Raw genomic sequence first — 25584 nt, 5'->3', positions numbered from 1 at the left:
ATAAAATTCTTTCAATAGTACATAACAATAAACAAAGATGAAGATGCTCTAGCGCACGCTGTGCTTAGACCTTGCAAAATTAAATACATGCTAATGCACAAGCACATTTTTTTTTCATATTTGAGGAGGCAAGCATGAAGCCTGAGCACAAAGAAGACGTTTGCCACGATGTGGTCGAACGCGTTTTTGAAGCTCAAATGCAAAGGGTTCAACGAGGAGAAGTTTTACTAGAAACAATCATCAATGATACAATTTACCACGAAAAAAAGAGGCTACACGCAGACCCTGATAAAAAAGCCCTTAAATACTGGAAAAGTGTCAATAAACGATTTCTTCTTGCAGATCGTAAAGAGCAGGAAAGCATTTTAAAAGAGCTCATTAAAATATTTATTGATGAAATTGTGGGGCACTTTGATGAGAAAGTATATCGCTTCTCTACCAATATACTCCCTGTAGGTCTTGGTATACTACTTAATACGATATCTCCAAGAGTTTTACTTTCAAAATTTCCACGCCTTCCTGATTTAAGAGATAGTCTTCTTATCCATGGTGAGATAGAGCTCCTTCGTGAATTAGAAAAAAAAGGAACGGTAATCTTACTCCCCACTCATTCCAGTAATATGGACTCCATTATTATAGGTTTTGCTTTGTACAAGATAGGTTTGCAACCTTTTACTTATGGCGCTGGAATTAATTTATTTACCAACTGGATTGTTAGCTACTTCATGAATAATCTTGGTGCATATAAAGTGGATCGTAAGAAGAAAGCGGCTCTGTACAAAGACATATTAAAAGAGTATGCCACTGTTACTATAGAATATGGTTACAATAATTTATTTTTTCCTGGTGGTACGCGAAGTCGTTCGGGAGCAATAGAAGACCGTCTTAAACTTGGACTTCTCGGTTCTGGACTAAAGGCGTATATCAATAACTTAAAGAACAACAAAGAGCAGCCAAAAATTTTTATTATTCCATGTACGATTTCGTATGAACTTGTTCTTGAAGCAGAGGGACTTAGTAAAGATTTTCTTCGACAAACTGGTGGATCAAAGTTTATTATTCAAGATGATGAATTCTCGCGTTTGGGAAGAATGATTAATTTTGTAAGTAGTACTCTTAGTTTGGATTCGCGAATTTATGTCAATATTTGTCCTGCAATGGATTTCTTTGGAAACCGTGTAGATAAAGACGGTGTTTCTTATGATAAACGTGGGCGTAAGGTTGATATAGAGCGCTACGTTTTTGTTGATGGACAAGTCGATCATTTAAAACAACGTGACGAAGAATACGTACGCCAGTTAGGTACAGAAATTGTACAACTTTATAAACAATACAACATGGCGTTAAGCACTAATATTTTGGCTTCTGTGATTTATAAAATTTTATTGCGTGATAATCCGCAAATGGATTTTTATCGTTTATTGTTCACTGGCGGAGAAAAAGAATATTACACCGTTGATGAAGTTCTTGAGCCACTCAAAGTTTTCATGGTTGAATTACGAAAGTTAGAGGAAAAAAATGAAATTTTTATTGACGAGCGTTTGAAAGATGCAGATGCAGAAGTCATACTAAACCACGCTCTGAAAAGATTTCGTGTTTATCACAACAAGCCATCAATTATCAAGAAAAACGAAAAAATTTATATTAATAATTGCAATCTTATTTATTACTACAACACACGTTTGATGGATTATGGTATCGAAATACAGGAAAAAAACGATGACTAATTACCATAGTGTAGGTGTAATTGGAGGAGGAAGTTGGGGAACAACTCTTGCTCACCTTTCAGGCATTAACAACAATAAAACATTGTTGTGGATGAGAAATGGAATTGATGAAATCAATACACATCATCGCAATTCGAAATATACAAAAGACTACGTAATTTCTGAACAAGTAAAAGCAACAAATAGTCTTGAAGAGGTTGCCGAAAATTGCGAAATTATTATTGTTGCTATTCCTTCACACAGTTTCCGGCAAATTGCTTATAAGTTAGGAAATTATGTAAAAGCAGATCAAATACTTTTATCTGCCAGTAAGGGCTTAGAACAAAAAACTCGAAGTCGTATGACAACAATTCTTGTCGAAGAAACATGCTGCAAAAAAATTGGTGTGATTGCTGGACCAAACTTATTTGAGGAAATTCTAAAAGGGCACCCTTCGGCGACAGTTGTTTCTAGTCGCTTTAACGAAGTGATTGTGAAAACAGTCAAAGCTTTTGCCAGTAAGAATTTTCGAGTGTATGGCAACAACGATGTTTTAGGCTCTGAACTTGGAGGAGCAATGAAAAATATTGTTGCCATTGCTGCGGGAATGATAGATGGTCTTGATTTTGGAAATAACAGCAAATCTTTGCTTGTTACGCGCGGAATAAGCGAGATGTGTCGCATTGGTGATAGATTAGGAACTAATAACTCAACTTTTACTGGGTTAACAGGAGTGGGCGACACAATGGTCACATGTGCCTGCAACTTGTCGCGTAATTACCGTGTTGGCTACCACTTGGCAAAAGGAAAAAGCCTTAACTACATTTGTGAAAATATCGTATCTGTTGCCGAGGGAATAAACACTTGTAAAGTAATCCACGAATTTGCGCTCGAAGTAGGTGTTGAGCTTCCTATTATCCGTGGAGTCTATGAAATCGTTCATGAAAATAAAGATATTATGGAAGTGATTACCAGCCTCATGCAGAGAAAATCACTGTGGGAGTAACCCACATTTATCTAAAATTTAAGGAAGTGAATATATGTCAGTACCTTTAGATAATTGTTATTCTCTATTAGAACTTTTAGACAAATTAGGAAAAGAAGGTGTTACTGAACTAATTGCCAAAGGTAAACCACGTAGTATTACCAAGGGCGAAATGATTTATTTTCCCAAAAGTGATATTAATCGCATTTTGGGAGAAGATGTTCTTAATGAACCTGAAAGCTTAGGCATTATTGTTGATGATGTCGTCGAAACGCCTATGAGTCTTGTGTCGCAACTTATCTTCAAACAATCCATTATTAAACGTCAAAAAATAGGACAAGACTACGAAGAATATATGGATAAAGTTTTGGATATGTCAACACCTGTACTATATGGTCGTTCTCAAGGTGAAATGCAAGATAGGCAGATATTAAAAAATTGTTCTATTATTTCTGCTTTACACGGAAAATTATATACAGACGAAGACAATAATCTGCTCTACGAAAATTTCGGAAGCAACAAAAGTAAAGTACGTGGTCCTAGAGAAAAAGAGTACACTATTTTGGAGCAAGAAGAAATAGGTGTTCTGATGTCAGCAGATATGCTCCAAGATTTAGTTGACGCCGATTCAGATGTTCCGCTTACAGCTTCTATTAAACTAGGCTATCAGCAAAAACCGCACTATATTGTAAGAGTACAAGTCTTTAGCAAATAATTGTATAGAAAACATGCAAGGCATAACAGCAATTTTCATATGTCTTGAAGCTTTGCTATTCGCAACAGTATAAGGATACTATAATGTTCAAAAAAACTTTTTTTTTGTTGTGCCTGCTTCTATGCTTCGTCGCAATCATGGGGCCTTCAGCTGTAGCACAAAACGCCGAAGACGTAAAAGCAGTGAAAGAAGCTGTTGATACCAAAGAAGGCACGTCTCTCTTGGCACGCTTAGCCAGCATTGCTGGAATTTTTGTTCTAATTCTCGTCGCGTGTTTATTTTCAGTAAATCGCAAAGCCATTAACTGGAAACCTGTTATTTGGGGAATTGTTCTTCAGATGGCTTTTGGAATTGTAATTCTTTCCCCTGCAGTGAGCGGTTTTTTCTTTACCAGTATAGACACAGCAGTGAATAAGCTTCTTAGTTTTAGCGCCGAAGGAACAGCATTTGTTCTCCAAGGAACTGTACCAAACAAAGTCGAATCATTCAACTACGGAGAAGGCAAGTTTGAAGACACTGTGAACCCACCTCTTGCTCGTCCTAAAGTTCAACCATTTTCATTTGTTCCTTACACTAGCCCTGTCCTTAAAAACTTCATGTTCTGGATTCTCCCCACTATTATATTTTTCTCCTCTCTAATGACTATATTATACCATATAGGATTAATGCAATTTTTGGTAAATATAGTAGCGCGATTAATGCAGATGACGATGGGGACAAGTGGTTCAGAGTCACTCTCTGCGGCGGCGAATATCTTTGTTGGGCAAACGGAGGCTCCGTTAGTGGTGAAACCGTTTATTGAGGATATGACTAAGTCGGAGCTGCACGCAATCATGGTTGGGGGATTTGCAACCGTAGCTGGAGGCGTTATGGCTGTCTATGTTGCGATTGTTGGTATACCAAATATTGCGGGTCACTTAGTTATGGCAAGTATCATGAGCGCTCCTGCCGCGCTTGCTGTTTCAAAAATAATGTATCCTGAAACAGAAGAATCAGCAACAGCAGGTTCTTTGAAATCAGACCTCGAAAGACCAGATGATAACTTAATCGAAGCTGCATCTCGCGGTGCATCAGAAGGAATGATGCTTATGCTGAATGTAGGTGCAATGCTAGTTGCATTTGTTGGTCTTATGTTTATGGTAAATGCAGTTATCGGAGTCATTCCAGTACCAGATGCAATACTTCCTGCGGGAGTAGACAGACTGAGTCTACAACTAATACTCGCATGGTTCTTTGCGCCAATATCCTTTTTCATGGGGATTCCATGGGACGAATGTATGACTGTCGGAATGTTATTAGGCGAAAAATTAGTATTAACTGAAATTATCGCTTACATGCACTTAGGAGATATTATTCGCACCACACCAGAACTTCTTTCTGAGCGTTCTGTTATTATTTGTTCTTATGCTTTGTGTGGTTTTGCAAACTTTGCTTCTGTTGGAATTCAAATTGGTGGAATTGGAGCGATCGCCCCTTCAAGGCGCGGTGATTTATCCAAATTAGGTATGAGAGCAATGATCGGTGGTGCTATTGCTGCTTGTATGACCGGAACAGTTGCTGGTATCTTGATTTAAGTTAGTATTTTTATTAATTCTCTCGCTTTTAAAGCGAGAGAATTTTAAAGTTAGTTATTTATCAAAATCACTAGCATCATGGCGTTCAATAAGTTGTTCTTCTTCTGGACCCCATTTGCGATTTACGCGACTTCCTCTTTGTACAGCAGATCGCTCATTGATTTTAAGTACCCATTTCATCAAGTGTTCGTACGAATCGACGCTCAAAAATTCGCCCGCTTCATAAACTTTATTGAGCATAACTCCACCATACCACGGCCAAATAGCCATATCAGCGATAGTGTATTCGTCGCCTGCCATATAAGCATTGTTAGCTAAATGTTTGTCAAGTACATCGAGCTGGCGCTTTGTTTCCATAGTAAAGCGATCGATGCAATATTTTATCTTAAACGGAGCGTAACTATAAAAATGCCCAAAGCCTCCACCTAAATATGGTGCTGAACCCATTTGCCAAAATAACCAGTTCATGCACTCTGTTCGCGCTTTGTGTTCTTGCGGAATAAATTTTCCAAATTTTTCGGCGAGATAAAGTAAAATTGCTCCAGACTCAAATACGCGCGTTGGTGTAGAGGTTGATCGATCCCATAATGCTGGAATTTTTGAGTTGGGATTTGCAGCGACAAAACCGCTAGAAAACTGGTCACCTTCGCTAATGTTGATTAAATACGCATCGTATTCCGCGCCTTTTTCACCAGCAGCAAGTAACTCTTCGAGTAAAACAGTAACTTTTACACCATTTGGTGTGGCTAAAGAATAAAGCTGTAGAGGGTGTTTTCCTACAGGAAGTTCTTTTTCATGTGTTGCACCTGAAATAGGGCGATTAATTTTTGCCCACCGCCCGCCACCGTCCTCGTCCCACTCCCAAATTTTCGGTGGCTCATATGTATTATTGTCATCTGACATTATTATTGCCTTTCTTTGTTTGTTGTATGAAAACAATATCTCTATTACTTATTTTTTCACATACTTGCTGATTAAATCTTGGTACTGTGGATCATCTTTAATGATACTTATATACTCATCTTCTTCAAGAAGTTTAAAGTCATTGAATCCTTTTTCTAAAGCTTTTTGTAAAGTATCTAGAGCTTGCTTGTTTTCTTTTTTGGCAGCATATGAGCGCGCTAATCCGTAGTAAACAACTGCTACATCTTTTGGATTGGATTCTATAACCACTTTATAATCTTCAATCGACTTATCATGTAAACCTTTTTCTAAATAATAATAAGCACGTCGAGTAAGAACTTCTGGTAGTAAGCTGGTGATGTTTATCTTCTCTTTTAGTCCCACTAATTTTTCCAAAGAAGCAAGTGCATTTTTATGGTCTTTAAGAGTGTGATAAATGTCAGTGACATTGCGCAAAGAAACAACCAGTCCGTATAAGTCGTTTTGCTTGATTTTAATAGCAATACTTTTCTCTATGTAATCCACGGCTTTTTGATATTCGCCAACCATTGCATATGCTGAACCAACATTGGTATAAGGTTGTGCTAAATGATCTTCAAGTTCGAGTTTGAGAAACAAAGTAATCGCTTCTTCGTAGACCTCGATAGTTTTCGCAACATTTTCAGTATTTTCCTGACAATACATCAAATGAACATCACCCAAAACAGATATGGAATACGCAAGCATTTCAGGGTTTTCTAGTTTGCGTGATATTTCAACGCTTTCTTCTTGGCTCTTAATCGCTTCATCATATTTTTCCATACGCATATAAGTTGTTGCTAAGAAGTTTAGTCCTTGTGCTTGCCACTGTAAATCGCCACTCGCTTTTCCGTAATCGTAAGCATTTTGAAAACATTCGAGTGCGCGCTGATTTTCTCCGGCTTGGTTGTATACATTTCCCAAATTCCCCTGAGTCATTGCAAGCAATTTAGGGTCGCCTGTTTTATGAGCAGCATCAAGAGCCATATCAAGACGTTTGAGTAGTTCGCGAAGATCAGATAGTTGCCTCATAAATGACGGCGAGGTTAATTTATGCATTGTTAGAACAACTTCTTGCCATTTCTCTGCTTTATAAAGCTCATCAACTTCCTCGAAATGTTTAAGCTGTTCTTTGATATCGCCAAAATGGTCAAGCCCTGACTGAACAATTTTTTCGCTGACATCTTTCGGTATACCCTGTTCGACAAGGAATTTTTCTATCGCACCGACCTCTTCGCCTTCAAAGAGTCGCGAAACAACATAACCAATAAGTTCGTGAACAACCTGCTCGTTTTCCAAGTGAAACTCCTTATTCTCGTTCCTGAATTTGTTCTGTCCATGGCGCTGTACGTTTTGTTATTTCTTCTGCGCCGCTTTTTTTTACAATTACATCTATCACTTGAGCAAAACCACTAAATAGTTTTTGATATTTTTTCTCTAAGAAAAACTTGGACTTACTTCAAGAGCCCAAATTCGATCGACGTGTAATATTTCCCCGTCTATTTCGTTTTCGCCAATGCGATGTTCGTAATGCTTGGTAAAAAAGACTTTCCATTATGTCCTCGTAAGATGAACTATCTAGAAGCGCGATGTAGGGGCGGTCTTGTGCCGCCCGGCCTTCGCAAATAATTGTAAACACTTATCTTTATGTCTTATTTTGTGCAGTAATGTTTGGATAATTTATTCGTTTTTATTTGTGCTACGGGCGGCACAAGACCGCCCCTACATCGCACTTCTGGATAGTTCATCTGTATGGAATTGTATATAACACTACTTCGTGATAAACATTCGCCACCAAGATTTCGCAAATAATTGTAAACACTTATCTTTATGTCTTATTCTGTGCAGTAATGTTTGGATAATTTATTCGTTTTTATTTGTGCTACGGGCGGCACAAGACCGCCCCTACATCGCGCTTCTAGAGAGTTCATCTGTATGGAATTGTATATAACACTACTTCGTGATAAACATTCGCCACCAAGATTTCGCAAATAATTGTAAACACTTATCTTTATGTCTTATTTTGTGCAGTAATGTTTGGATAATTTATTCATTTTTATTTGTGTTACGGGCGGCACAAGACCGCCCCTACATCGCACTTCTGGAAAGTTCATCTGTATGGAATTGTATATAACACTACTTCGTGATAAACATTCGCCACCAAGATTTCGCAAATAATTGTAAACACTTATCTTTATGTCTTATTCTGTGCAGTAATGTTTGGATAATTTATTCGTTTACACCCAAATTCGATTTAAGGCGGCGTTCATAATGTTAGCGTAATGCTTGGTAAAAAAGACTTTCCATAATGTCCTCATAAGATGAACTTTCTAGAAGCGCGATGTAGGGGCGGTCTTGTGCCGCCCGGCCTTCGCAAATAATTGTAAGCACTTATCTTTATGTCTGACTCTGTACAGGCAGTAATGTTTGGATAATTTATTCGTTTTTATTTGTGCTACGGGCGGCACAAGACCGTCCCTACATCGCACTTCTGGAAAGTTCATCTGTATGGAATTGTTTATAACGCTACTTCGCGATAAACATTTGCCACCAGGATTTTGCAAACTATTGTAAACACTTATCTTTATGTCTTATTCTGTGCAGTAATGTTTGGACAATTTATTCATTTTTGTGCTACGGGCGGCACAAGACCGCCCCTACATCGCACTTCTGGAGAGTTCATCTGTATGGAATTGTATATAACACTACTTCGTGATAAACATTCGCCACCAAGATTTCGCAAATAATTGTAAACACTTATCTTTATGTCTTATTTTGTGCAGTAATGTTTGGATAATTTATTCATTTTTATTTGTGTTACGGGCGGCACAAGACCGCCCCTACATCGCACTTCTGGAAAGTTCATCTGTATGGAATTGTATATAACACTACTTCGTGATAAACATTCGCCACCAAGATTTCGCAAATAATTGTAAACACTTATCTTTATGTCTTATTCTGTGCAGTAATGTTTGGATAATTTATTCATTTTTATTTGTGCTACGGGCGGCACAAGACCGCCCCTACATCGCACTTCTGATAGTTCATCTGTATGGAATTGTATATAACACTACTTCGTGATAAACATTCGCCACCAAGATTTCGCAAATAATTGTAAACACTTATCTTTATGTCTTATTCTGTGCAGGCAGTAATGTTTGGATAATTTATTCGTTTTTATTTGTGCTACGGGCGGCACAAGACCGTCCCTACATCGCACTTCTGGAAAGTTCATCTGTATGGAATTGTTTATAACGCTACTTCGCGATAAACATTTGCCACCAGGATTTTGCAAACTATTGTAAACACTTATCTTTATGTCTGACTCTGTACAGGCAGTAATGTTTGGATAATTTATTCGTTTTTATTTGTGCTATGGGCGGCACAAGATCGCCCCTACATCGCACTTCTGGAAAGTTCATCTGTATGGAATTGTTTATAACGCTACTTCGCGATAAACATTTGCCACCAGGATTTTGCAAACTATTGCAAACACTTATCTTTATGTCTGACTCCGTACGGGCAGTAATGTTTGGATAGTTTATTCGTTTACACCCAAATTCGATTTAAGGCGGCGTTCATAATGTTAGCGTAATGCTTGGTAAAAAAGACTTTCCATAATGTCCTCATAAGATGAACTTTCTAGAAGCGCGATGTAGGGGCGGTCTTGTGCCGCCCGGCCTTCGCAAATAATTGTAAGCACTTATCTTTATGTCTGACTCTGTACAGGCAGTAATGTTTGGATAATTTATTCGTTTTTATTTGTGCTACGGGCGGCACAAGACCGCCCCTACATCGCACTTCTGGAGAGTTCATCTGTATGGAATTGTATATAACGCTACTTCGCGATAAACATTCGCCACCAAGATTTCGCAAATAATTGTAAACACTTATCTTTATGTCTGACTCTGTACGGATAGTAATGTTTGGATGATTTATTCGTTTACACTTGTGCTACGGGCGGCACAAGACCGCTCTACATCGCGCTTCTAGATAGTTCATCTATGTGTATATAAACGCTACTTCACCTCTAAACTAAAACGCTCGCCGCTAATAATCGATCGATCTACTTCAGTGCAATCATCGGCCACCAATATTTTCATTGGCGAAAAGTCGAGTATGTCTTTTTGAATGTCAATTCCTGGCATCACTTGTTTTAGGGTTATGCCTTCTTTAGCAAGAACAAATACACCAACGTGGGTTGCGAAAAATACTTGTTGATTCTTGCGTAGTCCTTCATCACCGTTAAAAGTTATTTCTTGCACTTTTTCGATAAATTTTGGTGTGCCTTTTTTGACAATAGTCACTTTGTCTTTGGTTATCTTGATTTTGCCACCCTTCATCCATGATCCGGTGAATACAACGTTTTTTGCGGCGCTGGTGAAATCCATGAATCCGCCGGGGCCGACGAATCCTTGTGCACCTGCGCGTTTTCTCGACGAATTGACGTCGCCTTTGCTGTCTACTTGCAAAAAACCGAGAATAGTGGCGTCTAGTTGAGAGTAGGCTTGGTGAAATATTTCAGGCGAAGAGATAATTTGTTCGGGAGCGGCTGCGGCTCCGAAGAAAACTCCGGGAGCAGGAATACCACCGATTGCTCCTGCTTCGGTAAAAAATTGGATATCATCAAGGCAGTTGTTTTTATATAAATTGTAGCACACTTCTTCGGGGAGTCCGGTACCAATATTTATATAGGCTCCCTTACTAATCGCTTCGGTAAGTACTTTCGCTCCAAGCCTTGCTAGAACAAAATCTTTTTTGCCGCGTTTGGGAGTAATACCGGCAATTCTGTTTACTAAACGAATCATTTCGATACCATAATCTAAGTCAGACTCGGGGTGGACGGTTAGGTGTTTACTGTATTTTAAGTGTGGATAAACGCCTGTTTGTTCAGTAATGGGATTTACGACAACTGCATCAACTAGATCTGCAGGAATGTAAATGTTGTCTTCGTTTTTTTCGATGATTTGACCGACGTTGGCGATTACTTTTCCACCATTTTTGTGCGCGGCGAGAGCGGCGTATTTTGATTCGCAAATTGTCGCGCTGTTTTCCACATAGATATTTCCCTCTTTATCAGCTGATGGGGCATTAAAGAGAGCGACATCGATTTGTGGAAGGTGGTATTTGAGTTTGTCGCCGTCTACTTCGATTAATTGAGCGTTTTTTCCTGTAGGGTCTACAACACATGATCCAGACACTCTTGGGTCACAAAAAGTTCCAATACCGGTTTCGCTAGATAAATATTTTTCGCCTTTACTTTGCGCTTCGACAAGAACGGCAATAAGACCTTGAGGTATGCATTGCAGTTCAACACCGTTTTCATCTGCCAATTCTAAAAAAGCACGGTAAGTTTCGTGGTGAGCAGAAACCAGGGTAGAAACTAAACCTTTTAGAGCCCACTCCTCTAAAGTCCCTGGAACTCTACCTCTTCCTCCTTGTCCTCCAGGAGTGATTAGGGTAAGATTTTGCGGATGATTTTCTTTTTGGAATCTTTCAGCTAGTGCCCACGATAGCACAGAAATTCGCTGATTTCCAGCTAAGCCGGCGACCATGCACACATCGTTATCTTTGATAAACTTTACTGCTTGCCGCGCACTGATAAACTTGTCGTTTCCTTCAACAACCTGTTTGTAGTCGATGTCGCGTTTATTCCAAGTAAAACGCCATTTTAATACGCGATATAAAATGTTTAATTTTGAAAAAATATTCATCCTTGAGCCCTTGCCTTATTTCACTAGAGATACGCTTGTTATTTACAATAAATTATAAACGATCGCACTTACAAATCAATAAAAACATTGCTGCCGTAGTCGAAGGCGGAACAAACATAGCCCAAGAACAAGTCTATGGCTTGAATCCCTGCTACTTTTTGTGAATCGCATGCGGGAAGAGTATAGACTGTTTTGTTCTTGGTGTTTTTCTTTGTAGGGTGTTTCCATGTTGCGTATACATAATCACTAATAGTGTAGACAAGATCTTTTCCGGGAGGAAAATTTTCATCGTCGATAAATATGTGAATGTCATCAACATCTACATTTTTGGATAGTTTTTGTAGGGCATTTTCGATTGTTTCTAGCAGACACATAAATTTTACTTGGTTGGTTTTTTTCAAACGACTGTAAAACTGAATTACCGCGTTTTGTCCTTGTGAAAAATGAAGAGACTTTAATTTAATCAAAAATGCTTCGCGTTTCTTGCGATAATTTTCTTTCGCGAAACGTTGGCAGTAAAAATGCGCATGCGTTTGTTGTTGAATATCTATTATAATTTCTTTCATCTTATCAGTTGAAAGTGATTTACTTTTTAATTCATGAAAGTTTTCGCAATTGTGCGAAAAGTTTTTTATAATAGACTCCATTGTACTATTATTGCACTGTCCTAGAACAGTAAGGACTCCCCACAAACGTGTATCCGTGGATTGTCCCGAAGCATCTAAGTATAAAAATATATTCATTGTTTGTCTCTTACTAGCAGTCAAGTGGTCAGTTTATGAGGCCACGCTTGTATTTATTCAATATGGTGGAAAGATGGCTTCTCAATTAAAATATCTAATGCAACTTCTTGAGGATGAGAATCCTGAAGTTTCTCAAGCGGTATTGCAGGAATTACTCCGCTTCGGTCCTAGTTTAGAATTGGAGTTAGCACGGCAATCTTTGCGGCCTAATGCAAAACAACGAGAAATATTACATACTATATTCCAAGAGCACAATCGTCAATGGTTGCGATTCACTTGGCCAAAATTATTTGATATTTACGATGATGCTGCTAGATTAGAACAAGGATGGGAATGGCTTGCTACTTTTCAAAATGGACGTTTGTATCCTTTTACGGTCAAATATTTACTTGACCAAGTAACAGAAGAATATCTAATGACGCATCAAGAGAAAAACGAAATAACTCTAGCGCAGTTTCTATTTGGAAAAGATGGTATCAAAGGTAACCACCAAGATTATCACTCACCTTTAAACAGTAATCTTGCTTACGTAATGCGCGAAAAAGAAGGGATTCCTCTTAGTCTTGTAAGTATTTATATTCTAGTAGGTAAACGTTTGGGGTTTTATATCGAGGGCTATAATTTTCCCGGACACTTTCTAGCTAAGATTGATTACAGCGGGAGAAATGTACTTGTTGATTGTTATAATCGCGGTCTGCTCATAGACGAGAAACATTTGTTATTTACAAGTAATTTGTTTTCTGCAAATCTAACAGAAGAAGATTTATATTCTGACACTGATGTCATTTTGTCAAGAGCACTTCGCAATCTAATTCGCAGTTACCAAAATGATCCTGAAAATGCACAATGTATTTTGCAACTTTTAAAAGACTTTGAAGAACTTCGCAAAGAGACAACAGAAAAGCCGGACGAAATTCAAATGCCTACAGAGGCGATATTCTATATAGGACAAGTTATAAAACATACCAAATATGGGTACAGAGGAGTTGTGGTTGACTACGATTTAAGTTGCAAAGCCGATGATAATTGGTACTACTCGAATCAAACACAACCACCACGCAACCAGCCGTGGTACCATGTTTTAGTTCATACTTCTAGCCATAATACTTACGTTGCACAAAATAGTTTAATTGCAGATACGTCGAAACAAAAAATTATCCATCCACTTGTCTACCATTTTTTCAGTGAATTTAAAGATGGTGAGTATTTACGTAATAACAATAATTGGCCCAATCAATATTAGGTGTTTGACACCCTAATAACGCATCTAGATACAAGAGGTTTGCATGTCAGAAAATATTACTGCAAAAGCAAAAAAAATACCAAAAGAATTGACGATCCACAATCATACCCGAATTGATGATTACTACTGGCTTAATGATCGAGAAAACCCTGAAGTTATTGAATATTTGACCAAAGAAAACACCTACGCTGATACTCATTTAAAGCACACGGAAGACTTACAGCAAAAATTATATGATGAAATTATTGCTCGCATCAAACAACAAGACGAATCTGTACCTTACTACTCAAATGAATATTACTATTACGTAAAGTTTTTTGAAGGTAAAGAGTACCCTGTTTATTGTCGTAAACACCACAGTTTAGATGGTGAAGAACAAATAATTCTCAATGTCAATGAAATGGCAGAAGGACATAATTATTACCAAGTAAAAGGGCTCAATGTTAGTAGTGACAATACATTAGTAGCTTTCGGAGTAGACACAAACGGACGCCGACAATACAAGTTATATGTAAAGAATTTGCTAAACGGTGAAATCTTTGATTGTGAGATAGATAATACCGTTGGTAGCGTTGCGTGGACAAATAACAATGAAGTGTTTTTCTTTGCCGAAAAAGACCCTGAAAGTTTGCGCCCTAATCGCATCATTCGTTACTCGCTTAAAACCAAAGAAAAACAACTGATTTATACTGAGGATGACAATACTTTTATCACTTTTGTGTATAAGACAAAATCTAAAAAATACATAATGATAGGCTCGTTTAGTACTGTGTCTACTGAATACAGATTTGTTGAAGCAGATAACTGCGAGCAAGATTTTCGCATTATCGAACCGCGAAAGCGCGACTTGGAATACTCCGTTGATCATTATGGTGATAAATTCTACATTGTCACGAACGACGGCAAAGCAAAAAACTTTAAATTGGTAGAAACATCTGTGAACAACACCACGAGTGAAAACTGGAAAGATGTTATAGCTCATCGCCAAGATACCTTGTTAGAGTCTATTGAAATTTTCAAAGATTACTTGGTCGTGGAAGAAAGAAAAGGTGGCCTGCCGCAGTTACGTATTATTAAGTGGTCTGATCAAAGTGAACATTATTTGGATTTTGGCGAACCAGCATACACAGCTTATATTTCCATTAATAGAGAGTTTGATACTTCGCAGTTGCGCTATGGTTATAGTTCTTTGACTACGCCAAATAGTACTTTTGATTACAATATGGAAAGCAAAGAAAAGAAACTTCTCAAGCAGCAACCAGTACTAGGTGATTTTAAAATAGAGAACTACCAAAGTGAGAGAATAGAAGCTATCGCTGAAGATGGTGTAAAAGTTCCCATTTCATTGGTGTATCGCAAAGATAAAAAAAATAGCGATGGTAATCCTTTTCTACTCTATGCTTACGGTTCCTACGGATACAGCATTGATCCGAGCTTTAGCTCTGCACGTCTGAGTCTCCTTGACCGCGGTTTTGTTTTTGCGATTGCTCATATTCGCGGTGGGCAAGAAATGGGTCGACAGTGGTATGAAGATGGTAAGCTATTTAAAAAGAAAAACACGTTCACCGATTTTATTAGCTGCGCAAAACATGTTATTTCTGAAGGTTACACCAAAAAAGATCTACTATTTGCCGAAGGTGGGAGTGCTGGTGGGCTTTTGATGGGTGCAGTGATTAATATGTCAAGTGATTTGTTTCGCGGTGTGATTGCAGCTGTACCTTTTGTTGACGTTGTCACGACAATGTTAGACGATTCGATTCCACTGACAACTGGAGAGTACGACGAATGGGGAAATGCCAATGTCAAAGAATACTATGACTATATGCTCTCATATTCTCCTTACGACAATGTCATAGCAAAAGATTATCCCAATTTGCTTGTCACTACCGGTTTGCATGACTCACAAGTCCAGTACTGGGAACCAGCCAAATGGGTAGCAAAATTGCGCGAGTTTAAGACCGATGACAATTTGTTGTTGTTAAAGACAGATATGGATTCCGGGCATGGTGGGGCTTCTGGACGTTTCAAGCGCCATAAATTGACAGCCTTAGAATACTCATTTATGTTTCATTTGTTAGATATTAAAGAATAATAGCTTGTAGATTCCTGCGAAAGCAGGAATGACAAGGAGAGAAAGAAACAATACTTTTAATGACATTTGAGTTTTCTTAAGTCAATATAGAAGTTTCGTCTCCTAGCTCTAAATTCAATTTTAATTTAATAACTATACGATTTACCCAGGAGAAAAAAGTGCAAAAAATAATTCTTGTTTTTATATTCATCATTAGCATGTTATGCGAAAATTCTCTTCCTTTTTCCATAGAGGTTGAAGAACTTAATTTCGCATCGCAAATTCCAGCACTGCAATCTTTTTCTCTTGCAGAGCACGATAACAACTGGCTGATTATCGGTGGGCTAAGTGATGGAACTCACGGTGATGGTAAACAAATCTTTGCCACAGGCCAATTTCCACAAAAAAATTTCAATGAACGTATGTGGGTAATCTCTCCGCAAACAGGTGAAGTCTGGTCGCAGGCTATTCCCAAAAATCTAGCTGCCACCCTCAATGTCGCCAATCCACAGTACTATAAAATTGACGATAATACTTTGTGTATTGTCGGTGGTTACGGAATAAATCGGAAAAATCGCCATGATACAATGGGCGTTATGACCTGGATTGATGTTCCAAAAACCATTACCGCGATAAAAAATAATGAGCCTGTAGAAAAGCATTTATGGCAATTATTTGATGAACGCTTATGTGTTACTGGCGGAGAATTAAAGTATATTGATGGAGAGTTTTTTCTTGTCGCAGGGCAAAAGTTCTCAGGTAAATATATGGAAGATGAAAAGCAGCACTACACATTGCAAATTCGTCGCTTTGAAGTAGATGTTGAGCAAAAAAAGATCACTTCTTACCAAGCTATTGGCGAAGAGAGTTTACATATCCGAGAAAGTAAAACCGTTACCACGCTCGCGAATCCCAAACGTTACACTCATGACTTAAACAAAGTTCTTCGGTCTCAAATTTTGCGCACAATAAAAGCGCATGGCAAATCTCTTGATAGTTACATTGCAGAAGGCGGAGATGGCGAAAGTCACTTGCGTCGTCGTGATCTCAATGTCACCGAGGCTGTTTTTCCAGACGGCACACATGGTTTTGTATTGTACGGTGGTGGTTTTAAATTTCTTTTTCCACTCTTTACTATGCATCAAAATCCTATTTTCTTTTCACCACAAAAGCAATTCTCTGGTTGTAATGCTATGATTGATATGGGTTTTGAGCAAACGATGAGTTTATACACTTGTGCACATATGCTTATTTTTGATCCAGTAAAACGAAAAATGAGAACAGTGCTCTTTGGTGGAATCAGTGCCTTTGCCTACGATGAAGTTGCTCGAGAAACTGTACGCGATCGCATGCTTCCGTATGTGAACAATATTTCTATCGAGACGATAAGTGGTAGCAAGTCACCAAGTTCTTGGCAGTGTAAAGAAACAGTGATTGAAAAAAACAACAGGGCACAAACATTCGGTCAAAAAGGATTTTTTGGCACCAATTCAAAATTTGTGTTGAGCAAAGAAGGAAAACAAGCTCTTTATGGATCTTGCCACGAAGTATTAGATCTAGAAATTTTGCAGAAAAAAGCACAAGACTCAATAACCATCGGTTATATATACGGCGGCATTCACGCCCTAAAACAAAATTTTGGTAAAACAACAGCAAGTAATAAAATCTTTGCAGTGCGTTTAAGAAATGTTCGTTAATAATGAATACATCCAGAGATACCAAGCAATGGTTCTTTTGTATTATTGGCGGATAAGACGTAAATTAGGGCATGTAATAAAAAGAAGAGGTAAAGTTATTTTACCTGTAGAATTCGAACAAAAAAAAATAGTGTTTTTTCATATACCAAAAGCAGCCGGAAAAAGTCTCGCTACAGCTGTTTTTGGTAAAGATACTAATCATTTTAGTTATCGGCAAGTAGCGAAGCAACTCGATTTAGACAAATTCTACACATTTGCCTTTGTTCGCAATCCTTGGGATCGTATGGTTTCAACTTACAATTTTCTGCGCAAAGGTGGTTGGGGAGGATTGGATCAAATTTGGTTGCAAGCCAATGGACGTCATCTGCATTCATTTAGCGATTTTTTACTCTTCGTACAAAGTCATCCCCGTGATATGGTACATTTTCTCCCTCAAACACATTGGGTTTGCGATAAAAACGGCAATATAAAAGTAGATTTTATCGGTAAATTTGAGAATATACAGCAGGACTATAAGAAGCTGTGTGATCATCTAAAAATAACAAACCCTTTACCGCATATGAACGCTTCACCTCGTTGTAAAGACTATCGTAGTTATTACAAAAATGATGGCAATATTAAAATTGTACAATTACTATACGAGGATGACATTCGCTTATTTGATTACCACTATTGAAAGATAGATGGTAAGCACAGGAGAAAATAATGACCGAAAAAAAATCTAAATGGAAAAAAAGAGTACTGTGGAGCATTATCATCACAATCATTATCGCAGTAGGAGGTTACATTATGGCAAAATCTTTAATGAGAAGAGCCTCTTTTTGGGAATCCTCGATCACTGCTTTCGAAAAACAAGATAAACTTTCACCACCACCGTTACAAAAAATTGTTTTTGTAGGGAGTTCGAGCTTTAATTACTGGAATACTCTTAAAGAGGACATGCACCCACTTCCAGTAATAAATCGCGGTTTCGGTGGTTCTTATATGCATCATCTAACTTACTATGCTACGCGTATCATCTTGCCTTATAAACCAAAAATAGTGGTGGTTTACTGCGGAGAAAATGATATCGCCGATTCATTTTCTCCTAACGAAGTACTCCAAGAATTTGAAACACTAGTGAAAATAATCCACGCCGAACTACAACAAGCAAAAATTTTCTATGTATCGATAAAGCCACCAGTACTGCGCTCGATGTGGCGTGATAAATTCAATGAAACAAACCAAAAAATCAAAACATTTGCAGAAAAGCATCCACAAGTGTCTTTTATTGATATTACATCGGTGATGTTAAATGACACAGGTAGCGTAAACACCGACCTCTTTACCTGGGACCGCATTCATATCAATCAAAAAGGCTACAAGTTATGGACATCTATTATTAAACCACAAATTACAAAAGTGTGGGAGAAATAACTAACGAAAGAGCTTTATATGAAAACCTATGACTATTTTGCCATGCCGTTCTTGGCAATACTTGTAGTACTATGTTTCTCAATCTCCATACGCAAATCACCGCAAAACACCACCAATAAAATCACCCAAATACATTTTCTCGTCCCCGGAGGAGTAGGAGGTGGTTGGGACGCAACCGCAAGATCAGTAGGGGAGGTTTTGCGCAAAACCAAGTTAGTAGAAGAAGTGTCCTACGAAAATATGTCAGGCGGCGGAGGCGGCAAAGCCATCGCTCATCTAATCGAAACCGCAAAGCACCAACAACAAACACTCATGGTAAACTCAACTCCCATCGTCATCCGCTCCCTACAAAAAGTTTTCCCACAATCATTTCGCGACCTAACGCCCGTTGCGAGTATTATAGGTGACTATTCGTGTTTAGCAGTAACAGCAGAGAGTAAATACAAGGACTGGGAACAAGTAGTAACGGCGTACAAAAAGAAACGTTTTGCGATCACTATTGCCGGTGGCTCTGTCAAAGGTGGAATGGACCATCTTGTGGCGGCGATGATCTGTGAAGCATGCGGTATAAATCTCAAAGACTTAGTGTATATTCCTTACGACGCTGGTGGGAAAGCGCTTGCTGGTCTTCTTTCAGGCGAAACCCAGTTTTTATCCACTGGTTTGGGCGAAGCTATGGAGCTTGCGAAGGCTGGTAAATTACACATTGTGGTAGTGACAGCTCCGAAAAGAATAGAAGCGATTCCCAAGGTTCCGACGTTTCGCGAATTGGGCTATGACGTAGTTTTTGCCAACTGGCGTGGTTTTTTTGCGCCGCCTGGGTTGGTCGCGAGGCACGGTGAGTTGTACGATGAGTTGTTTAGAAAAATGCACGGTGAGACTTCGTGGAAAGACACTTGTGTGAAAAACGGATGGACGGAAATCTACCACGCTAATAATGATTTTACGACTTTTTTGCAAGACCAAGAAGAAAAACTTGCCGGTTTGATGCTGAAATTGGGTTTTGTTAAGTAGGGGGTATTACTGTTAGGTGTTAGTTTTGGTAATTTAAAGAGTTAGAATTTTCTTTATAACAGTGCGATGTAGGGGCGGTCTTGTGCCGCCCGTATTGCAAATACAAATGAATAACGTTTGCGATTTTTTGCGCTTGTCAATACGATTTTTGATAAGTTTTTACAATTGTTTGCGAAGGCCGGGCGGCACGAGACCGCCCCTACACCGCGCTTCATATACGTGTATCTTATAAGTTGATGAATCGCCAGATTTAGAGTGGTGGTTTTTATTTTTGTAAAATTATGATGCATAATGTTTGCGATTTTTTGCGCTTGTCAATACGATTTTCGATAAGTTTTTACAATTGTTTGCGAAGGCCGGGCGGCACGAGACCGCCCCTACACCGCGCTTTATATACGTGTATCTTATAAGTTGATGAATCGCCAGATTTAGAGTGGTGGTTTTTATTTTTGCAAATACAAATGAATAACGTTTGCGATTTTTTGCGCTTGTCAATACGATTTTCGATAAGTTTTTACAATTGTTTGCGAAGGCCGGGCGGCACGAGACCGCCCCTACACCGCGCTTTATATACGTGTATCTTATAAGTTGATGAATCGCCAGATTTAGAGTGGTGGTTTTTATTTTGCAAATACAAATGAATAACGTTTGCGATTTTTTGCGCTTGTCAATACGATTTTCGATAAGTTTTTACAATTGTTTGCGAAGGCCGGGCGGCACGAGACCGCCCCTACACCGCGCTTTATATACGTGTATATTATAAGTTGATGAATCGTTAAATTTAGAGTGGTGGTTTTTATTTTGCAAATACAAATGAATAACGTTTGCGATTTTTTGCGCTTGTCAATACGATTTTCGATAAGTTTTTACAATTGTTTGCGAAGGCCGGGCGGCACGAGACCGCCCCTACACCGCGCTTCATATACGTGTATATTATAAGTTGATGAATCGTTAAATTTAGAGTGGTGGTTTTTATTTTGCAAATACAAATGAATAACGTTTGCGATTTTTTGCGCTTGTCAATACGATTTTCGATAAGTTTTTACAATTGTTTGCGAAGGCCGGGCGGCACGAGACCGCCCCTATACCACGCTTTATATACGTGTATCTTATAAGTTGATGAATCGCCAGATTTAGAGTGGTGGTTTTTATTTTTGCAAATACAAATGAATAACGTTTGCGATTTTTTGCGCTTGTCAATACGATTTTCGATAAGTTTTTACAATTGTTTGCGAAGGCCGGGCGGCACGAGACCGCCCCTACACCGCGCTTTATATACGTGTATCTTATAAGTTGATGAATCGCCAGATTTAGAGTGGTGGTTTTTATTTTTGTAAAATTATGATGCATAATGTTTGCGATTTTTTGCGCTTGTCAATATGACTTTCGATAAGTTTTTACGATTGTTTGCGAAGGCCGGGCGGCACGAGACCGCCCCTACACCGCGCTTTATATACGTGTATCTTATAAGTTGACTACTGTTTAATAAGGAAAACTCATGAACCAACAACAAGCTGGTGGTGTTATCTTTGCTATTTTTAGTATCGCTTACTTATTTTTTGCTAAAGATATCAATGTTTCAGAGAACAGCGTTTTTAGCGCGCGCACTTTTCCATATATCTTGGGTATCTGTGGAACTGTTATATCTTTTTTACTGATCATGCCATCGCCATCCAAGAAGTCTATTTCGTTTTTGTTGAAATTAAAATGGACGGCGGTTTTTTCTGTTAGCGTTGCGATGTTACTATACGCGTTTTTATTGCCGCGTCTTGGCTTTATTATCGCCACTATTTTATTTCTCAATACCGCCTTTGTTATTATGGGGGAAAAAAAGTGGCGGCATATGTTTTATACTTCGTTTTCGTTGACTTGTGTTTTTTGGTTACTATTAACACAAATGCTTGATATATATCTTTCTCCTGGAAGTTGGTGGATGGGATAAATTATGTGGGATGGAATTATTATTGGGATTAGTACGGCATTTTCGCCTATTAATTTACTGGCGGTATTTTTGGGATGTTTTGCTGGGACTTTTATTGGGTTATTACCAGGGTTGGGGCCCATTTCAGCTATTGCGCTGATGATTCCCATCACCTATGGATTAGATCCTGCAACGGGAATGATATTAATGGCAGGTGTCTACTATGGGGCTATTTTTGGAGGTTCGACATCTTCTATACTTATTAATGCACCAGGTGTTGCGGGAACAGTGGCCTCTTCTTTCGATGGCTATCCTTTGGCTAAATCTGGTTATGCGGGAAAAGCGCTTGCACTTGCGGCATATGCGTCTTTTATTGGCGGAACAGTGGCTACTTTTCTGTTGTTACTTTTTGCTCCTATTCTGGCAAAGGTTTCACTGAGTTTTCAATCTAGTGATTACTTCATGTTAATGGTGTTAGGCCTCACAACAATTGCGGCATTTTCAGGTAAAGGAAATTATTTGAAAGCGGCAATGATGACTATTTTTGGTTTAATGTTATCTACTGTAGGAACAGACCTTTCGACAGGCGTTGAGCGCTATACTTTTGGCAGTATTGACTTACTTGATGGAATTAGTTTTCTTCTACTGGCAATGGCTTCTTTTGCTCTAGCGGAGGCGCTACATAACATTCTCATTCCTGTAAAAGAAACAAATGACTCCTCGACCACTGTTTGCGATTTGAAAATCACTAAGGAGGAATTTAAGGAAGTGGCTCCTACTATTGGCCGCTCTTCTCTTTTGGGTTTTTTTGTTGGAATATTACCTGGAGCAGGTGCTACGATTGCTTCGTTTTTATCGTATGGTGTCGAGCGCAATTTAGCAAGTGATGAAGAGAAGGAAAAATTTGGTAAAGGTAGTTTACGTGGTTTAGCCGCTCCAGAATCAGCAAATAATGCTGCTTGCTCTGGATCATTTGTCCCTCTCTTAACATTGGGGATTCCAGGGTCGGGAACGACGGCAATTATGCTTGGTGCTCTCATTTCTTACGGCGTACAGCCAGGACCTCGCTTATTTGTTGATCATCCGCAAGTATTTTGGTCAGTAATTATATCTATGTATATTGGTAACATGGTGCTACTGATTATGAATCTGCCTTTAATTCCCTATATCGCTAAGCTACTTACCGTTCCGCGTCCTATTCTGATTCCCTTAATTTTATTTTTCTCACTCATTGGTGTGTACTTAGTTTCTTTTAACAATATCGATTTATATATTATGGTATTTATCGCCTTATTTGCGCTCATTCTACGACTACTTGATTTCCCTATTGCTCCTATGCTTTTGGGTTTTATATTAGGAAAACCAATAGAAGACAATTTGTATCGCGCGCTTCTCGCCAACGAAGGATCTGTAAGCTTTTTATGGGAACGTCCGATTACATTGACTATTTTTTTACTGACAATAGCGGTTGTTGTAACTCCTATTTTGCGTTTGCGTAAAGGAAACAATTGATGCGAACGGTTGTTTTCTGTTCGTGGTTCCTTATCTATGGATGCTGCTCTGAGTATAAATTAGAACATTTTTTACCGAAAAGAGCCGAGAAAATACCGAAAATTTGCATCGAACAAAGTGAGTGCTGCAAAAGTATACTAATTTCCAAATTAAATAGTAATCTATCAAAAAGACAAATCTCTGGTATTTTGCAAGTTCTTGGTTGTTTTCCGCAAATATATCGCGATCTGCCCAAGAATTTACAACAAAAATATCCCGAATTGTCTAAAAATGAGATGCCTGTAGCTCTAACAAAAAGATTGTATATAAAGGGATATTCACCTGAGGACTTTCACGGAGAAATAAAAGGCTATCCCTCTATTCTTTCGTCGCAAGAAAAGAGTTTCGTACATTCTATTGTGGAACATAGTTTTAAGAGAAGAGCTTACGCTACTAAAAGTCTGATCATTAGAAAGAAAGAGCTTTATATTTTTGTCCAAGGCGATTGGTATAAGCTACAAAATAGTACTAGTAGTTACTTCCTTATCGATTTGGATAGTCTTGTGTTTAACAATAAAAAAAATCTCGCGATGCTAGCTGTAGATAAAAACAATGGATGGTTTCAGTATATTTTCACAAAAGAACAAGATAGATGGAGTTACTATGCTGGTACAGGTGTAGTGATAAAATAATAGAAATGGATAATTGCTGGATACGAATCGCAAAAAATATTTTGTTTAAAAAATTTAATTTTTTTAAACAAAAGTTTGCCGGTTTAATTTTTTTTACCGTATAACCTTTATAAAAGGTTTTTGTATTATACGGAGGACGTAGTATGAATGATTCCCCATCGATTTTTCAGCAATCTACAAAATACAGTAACGCAATCTACTCTACAGTTATCGAATCACTTGCAAAAGAGTTTGAATGTGCATTTTTAGGAATGTATCACACGAACGCATCGCAAAATACTATTTTATTGGGTATTACCTACAACGGTAATCAGCATATTGTTAAAAACGAAAATTGGTATAAGTATAGTGCAAAAGAGCTTGTACCAATTCATGAATATATCCACTTTGACTGTACTTGGCAAAGAAAAGAAAATTGGTATTGGATTTTTTTCGATAGTACTTTGCTTGTATGCCAAACAGACGATTTAGAATTTCCCAAAAAATTTAAAAATACCTATAATAGTATTTTTACTTTTGTAACTAATCTGTCTTCGACACCAAAACAACAAATAAATAGCAAGCGTTCTTTTTTAAAGTATCCTTATTCTAATATTATTGGTGAAAGCGACGTAGTGATGCAAATGCTAAACTATGTTGATCAAGTAATAGAGTACACAGATGTCCAAGATTTGATTTATATACATGGACAAACTGGTACAGGTAAATCTATTCTTGCTAGTAATATACACAAGTATAGTACGCGGTGTAATCAGCCATTTATAGAAATTAACTGCGGAGCATTAGTTGAAACATTGTGCGAAACAGAATTTTTTGGAATTGCACCAAATTCTGGTATTTCTGGTGCCCCAACAAAAGGTCGTTTAGGACTTTTTGAGTTGGCTCACGGAGGCTTTTTGTTTTTAGATGAAGTTTCAGAGCTTTCTTTACCGATGCAAGCGGCATTATTGCGAGTCGCTGAAGGTGCTACTTTTCGGCGCGTATGTGGTAGTAGAAACATTAAAGTAGATGTACGTATTATTTCAGCAAGCAGTCGCGACATAAAAAAAATAGATAAAAACAATTTTATGCCAGAACTTGCAGAAAGATTGGACACGATACGCATCAATATTCCTTCCTTAATAAAACGAAAACAAGATATTCCTCTTCTAATTGAATATTTCTGTAATAAGCTTTCTATGCACCGAGCTAGAAATATCACACCTGAAATAAAGCAACTGATGCTTTTGTATCATTGGCCTGGCAACATAAGGCAGTTGAGTAATTGTTTGCGACAGTGTTCTTTAAAAAGAATACCTGACTATTTGACATTAACAAAAAACATTCACACCGATTTAGTACCGTTAGACATAGCGATTGATCAATATACGTTAAATATCATTTGTAAAAGAATAGCTATTTTTACGGTAAAAAATAATCGATTTTCGATGGACGATATTGCCCAATCTTTTTCTCTTTCTCGTGAAGCTTTTCGCCGAAGACTGAAGGCGATTGGTTACACTTGGAAACAAGTAAAAAAAGAATGTAGTCAAAATTCATAATGTGCGGAAAGCGCACTTTATACAAAAAAAATATAGTTTAATCCGTGTGGAATAAGAGAAAAAAAACATATCGTATTTGCTTTTTGATTTTTTTTAAAAAAATAATATTTTTAATCAAGTAACTATCTTACTTAGGATGG

18 protein-coding genes are annotated in these 25584 nt (G+C 38.1%); 14 read left to right on the top strand and 4 right to left on the bottom strand.

All coding sequences use genetic code 11. The features are described from left to right. Positions 1 to 134: 134 nt before the first annotated feature. From UABHE_RS12180 to UABHE_RS12165, 4 genes are all read left to right on the top strand, one after another. Positions 135 to 1727: a 1-acyl-sn-glycerol-3-phosphate acyltransferase gene (locus tag UABHE_RS12180; protein ID WP_372370579.1), complete on the top strand. Its 1593-nt coding sequence runs from the start codon at positions 135 to 137 to the stop codon at positions 1725 to 1727. Continuing rightward, positions 1720 to 2712: an NAD(P)H-dependent glycerol-3-phosphate dehydrogenase gene (locus tag UABHE_RS12175; protein WP_372370578.1), complete on the top strand. Its 993-nt coding sequence runs from the start codon at positions 1720 to 1722 to the stop codon at positions 2710 to 2712. Before UABHE_RS12180 ends, UABHE_RS12175 begins: the two co-directional genes overlap by 8 nt. A gap of 34 nt (positions 2713 to 2746) precedes the next feature. Then, positions 2747 to 3406: a hypothetical protein gene (locus UABHE_RS12170; protein ID WP_372370576.1), complete on the top strand. Its 660-nt coding sequence runs from the start codon at positions 2747 to 2749 to the stop codon at positions 3404 to 3406. Between the two features lie 83 nt (positions 3407 to 3489). Beyond that, entirely contained in the window at positions 3490 to 4980 is a 1491-nt protein-coding gene (locus UABHE_RS12165; protein ID WP_372370575.1) for a NupC/NupG family nucleoside CNT transporter, read from the top strand. Positions 4981 to 5034: 54 nt separating this feature from the next. Here the strand turns inward: UABHE_RS12165 and yghU are convergent, their stop codons facing one another. The 4 genes from yghU to UABHE_RS12145 form a co-directional block, all read right to left on the bottom strand. Further along, positions 5035 to 5883, bottom strand: a complete 849-nt coding sequence (yghU, locus tag UABHE_RS12160; protein ID WP_372370573.1) for a glutathione-dependent disulfide-bond oxidoreductase — start codon at positions 5881 to 5883, stop codon at positions 5035 to 5037. 48 nt (positions 5884 to 5931) lie between these two features. Continuing rightward, on the bottom strand, positions 5932 to 7200 hold the full coding sequence (locus tag UABHE_RS12155) for a tetratricopeptide repeat protein (protein WP_372370572.1): 1269 nt from the start codon (positions 7198 to 7200) through the stop codon (positions 5932 to 5934). Between the two features lie 2720 nt (positions 7201 to 9920). Further along, positions 9921 to 11615 carry a CoA-transferase gene (locus tag UABHE_RS12150; RefSeq protein WP_372370570.1) on the bottom strand — a complete coding sequence of 565 codons (1695 nt, stop codon included), beginning with the start codon at positions 11613 to 11615 and terminating at the stop codon, positions 9921 to 9923. 68 nt (positions 11616 to 11683) lie between these two features. Then, entirely contained in the window at positions 11684 to 12358 is a 675-nt protein-coding gene (locus tag UABHE_RS12145; protein ID WP_372370569.1) for a DUF3800 domain-containing protein, read from the bottom strand. A gap of 73 nt (positions 12359 to 12431) precedes the next feature. Between UABHE_RS12145 and hspQ the strand changes: the two genes are divergently transcribed. The 10 genes from hspQ to UABHE_RS12095 all read left to right on the top strand — a co-directional run bounded on the left by hspQ (position 12432) and on the right by UABHE_RS12095 (position 25444). Continuing rightward, positions 12432 to 13601: a heat shock protein HspQ gene (gene hspQ / locus UABHE_RS12140; RefSeq protein ID WP_372370568.1), complete on the top strand. Its 1170-nt coding sequence runs from the start codon at positions 12432 to 12434 to the stop codon at positions 13599 to 13601. 43 nt (positions 13602 to 13644) lie between these two features. After that, entirely contained in the window at positions 13645 to 15693 is a 2049-nt protein-coding gene (locus UABHE_RS12135) for a S9 family peptidase (protein WP_372370567.1), read from the top strand. Positions 15694 to 15851: 158 nt separating this feature from the next. Then, complete coding sequence (locus UABHE_RS12130; protein ID WP_372370566.1) at positions 15852 to 17369, top strand: hypothetical protein; 1518 nt, start codon at positions 15852 to 15854, stop codon at positions 17367 to 17369. Further along, a complete protein-coding gene (locus UABHE_RS12125) occupies positions 17359 to 18045 on the top strand; it encodes a sulfotransferase family 2 domain-containing protein (RefSeq protein WP_372370565.1) in 687 nt (228 codons plus the stop codon). Before UABHE_RS12130 ends, UABHE_RS12125 begins: the two co-directional genes overlap by 11 nt. 29 nt (positions 18046 to 18074) lie before the next feature. After that, on the top strand, positions 18075 to 18785 hold the full coding sequence (locus tag UABHE_RS12120) for a GDSL-type esterase/lipase family protein (RefSeq protein WP_372370564.1): 711 nt from the start codon (positions 18075 to 18077) through the stop codon (positions 18783 to 18785). A 42-nt stretch (positions 18786 to 18827) separates the two neighbouring features. Beyond that, positions 18828 to 19799: a tripartite tricarboxylate transporter substrate binding protein gene (locus UABHE_RS12115; protein WP_372370563.1), complete on the top strand. Its 972-nt coding sequence runs from the start codon at positions 18828 to 18830 to the stop codon at positions 19797 to 19799. Between the two features lie 1498 nt (positions 19800 to 21297). Then, a complete protein-coding gene (locus UABHE_RS12110; RefSeq protein ID WP_372370562.1) occupies positions 21298 to 21741 on the top strand; it encodes a tripartite tricarboxylate transporter TctB family protein in 444 nt (147 codons plus the stop codon). Between the two features lie 3 nt (positions 21742 to 21744). Next, on the top strand, positions 21745 to 23232 hold the full coding sequence (locus UABHE_RS12105) for a tripartite tricarboxylate transporter permease (RefSeq protein WP_372370561.1): 1488 nt from the start codon (positions 21745 to 21747) through the stop codon (positions 23230 to 23232). Continuing rightward, positions 23232 to 23903, top strand: coding sequence for a hypothetical protein (locus UABHE_RS12100; protein ID WP_372370560.1), 672 nt, complete (start codon positions 23232 to 23234; stop codon positions 23901 to 23903). The genes UABHE_RS12105 and UABHE_RS12100 overlap by 1 nt, the downstream gene beginning before the upstream one ends. Before the next feature lie 143 nt (positions 23904 to 24046). Then, complete coding sequence (locus tag UABHE_RS12095) at positions 24047 to 25444, top strand: sigma 54-interacting transcriptional regulator (RefSeq protein WP_372370559.1); 1398 nt, start codon at positions 24047 to 24049, stop codon at positions 25442 to 25444. Positions 25445 to 25584: the final 140 nt, after the last annotated feature.

The organism is Candidatus Uabimicrobium helgolandensis (assembly GCF_041508025.1).
Taxonomy (GTDB): domain Bacteria; phylum Planctomycetota; class Uabimicrobiia; order Uabimicrobiales; family Uabimicrobiaceae; genus Uabimicrobium; species Uabimicrobium helgolandensis.
The sequence above is the reverse complement of the archived record's forward strand: the minus strand, read 5'-3'. Positions and strand labels throughout refer to the sequence as shown.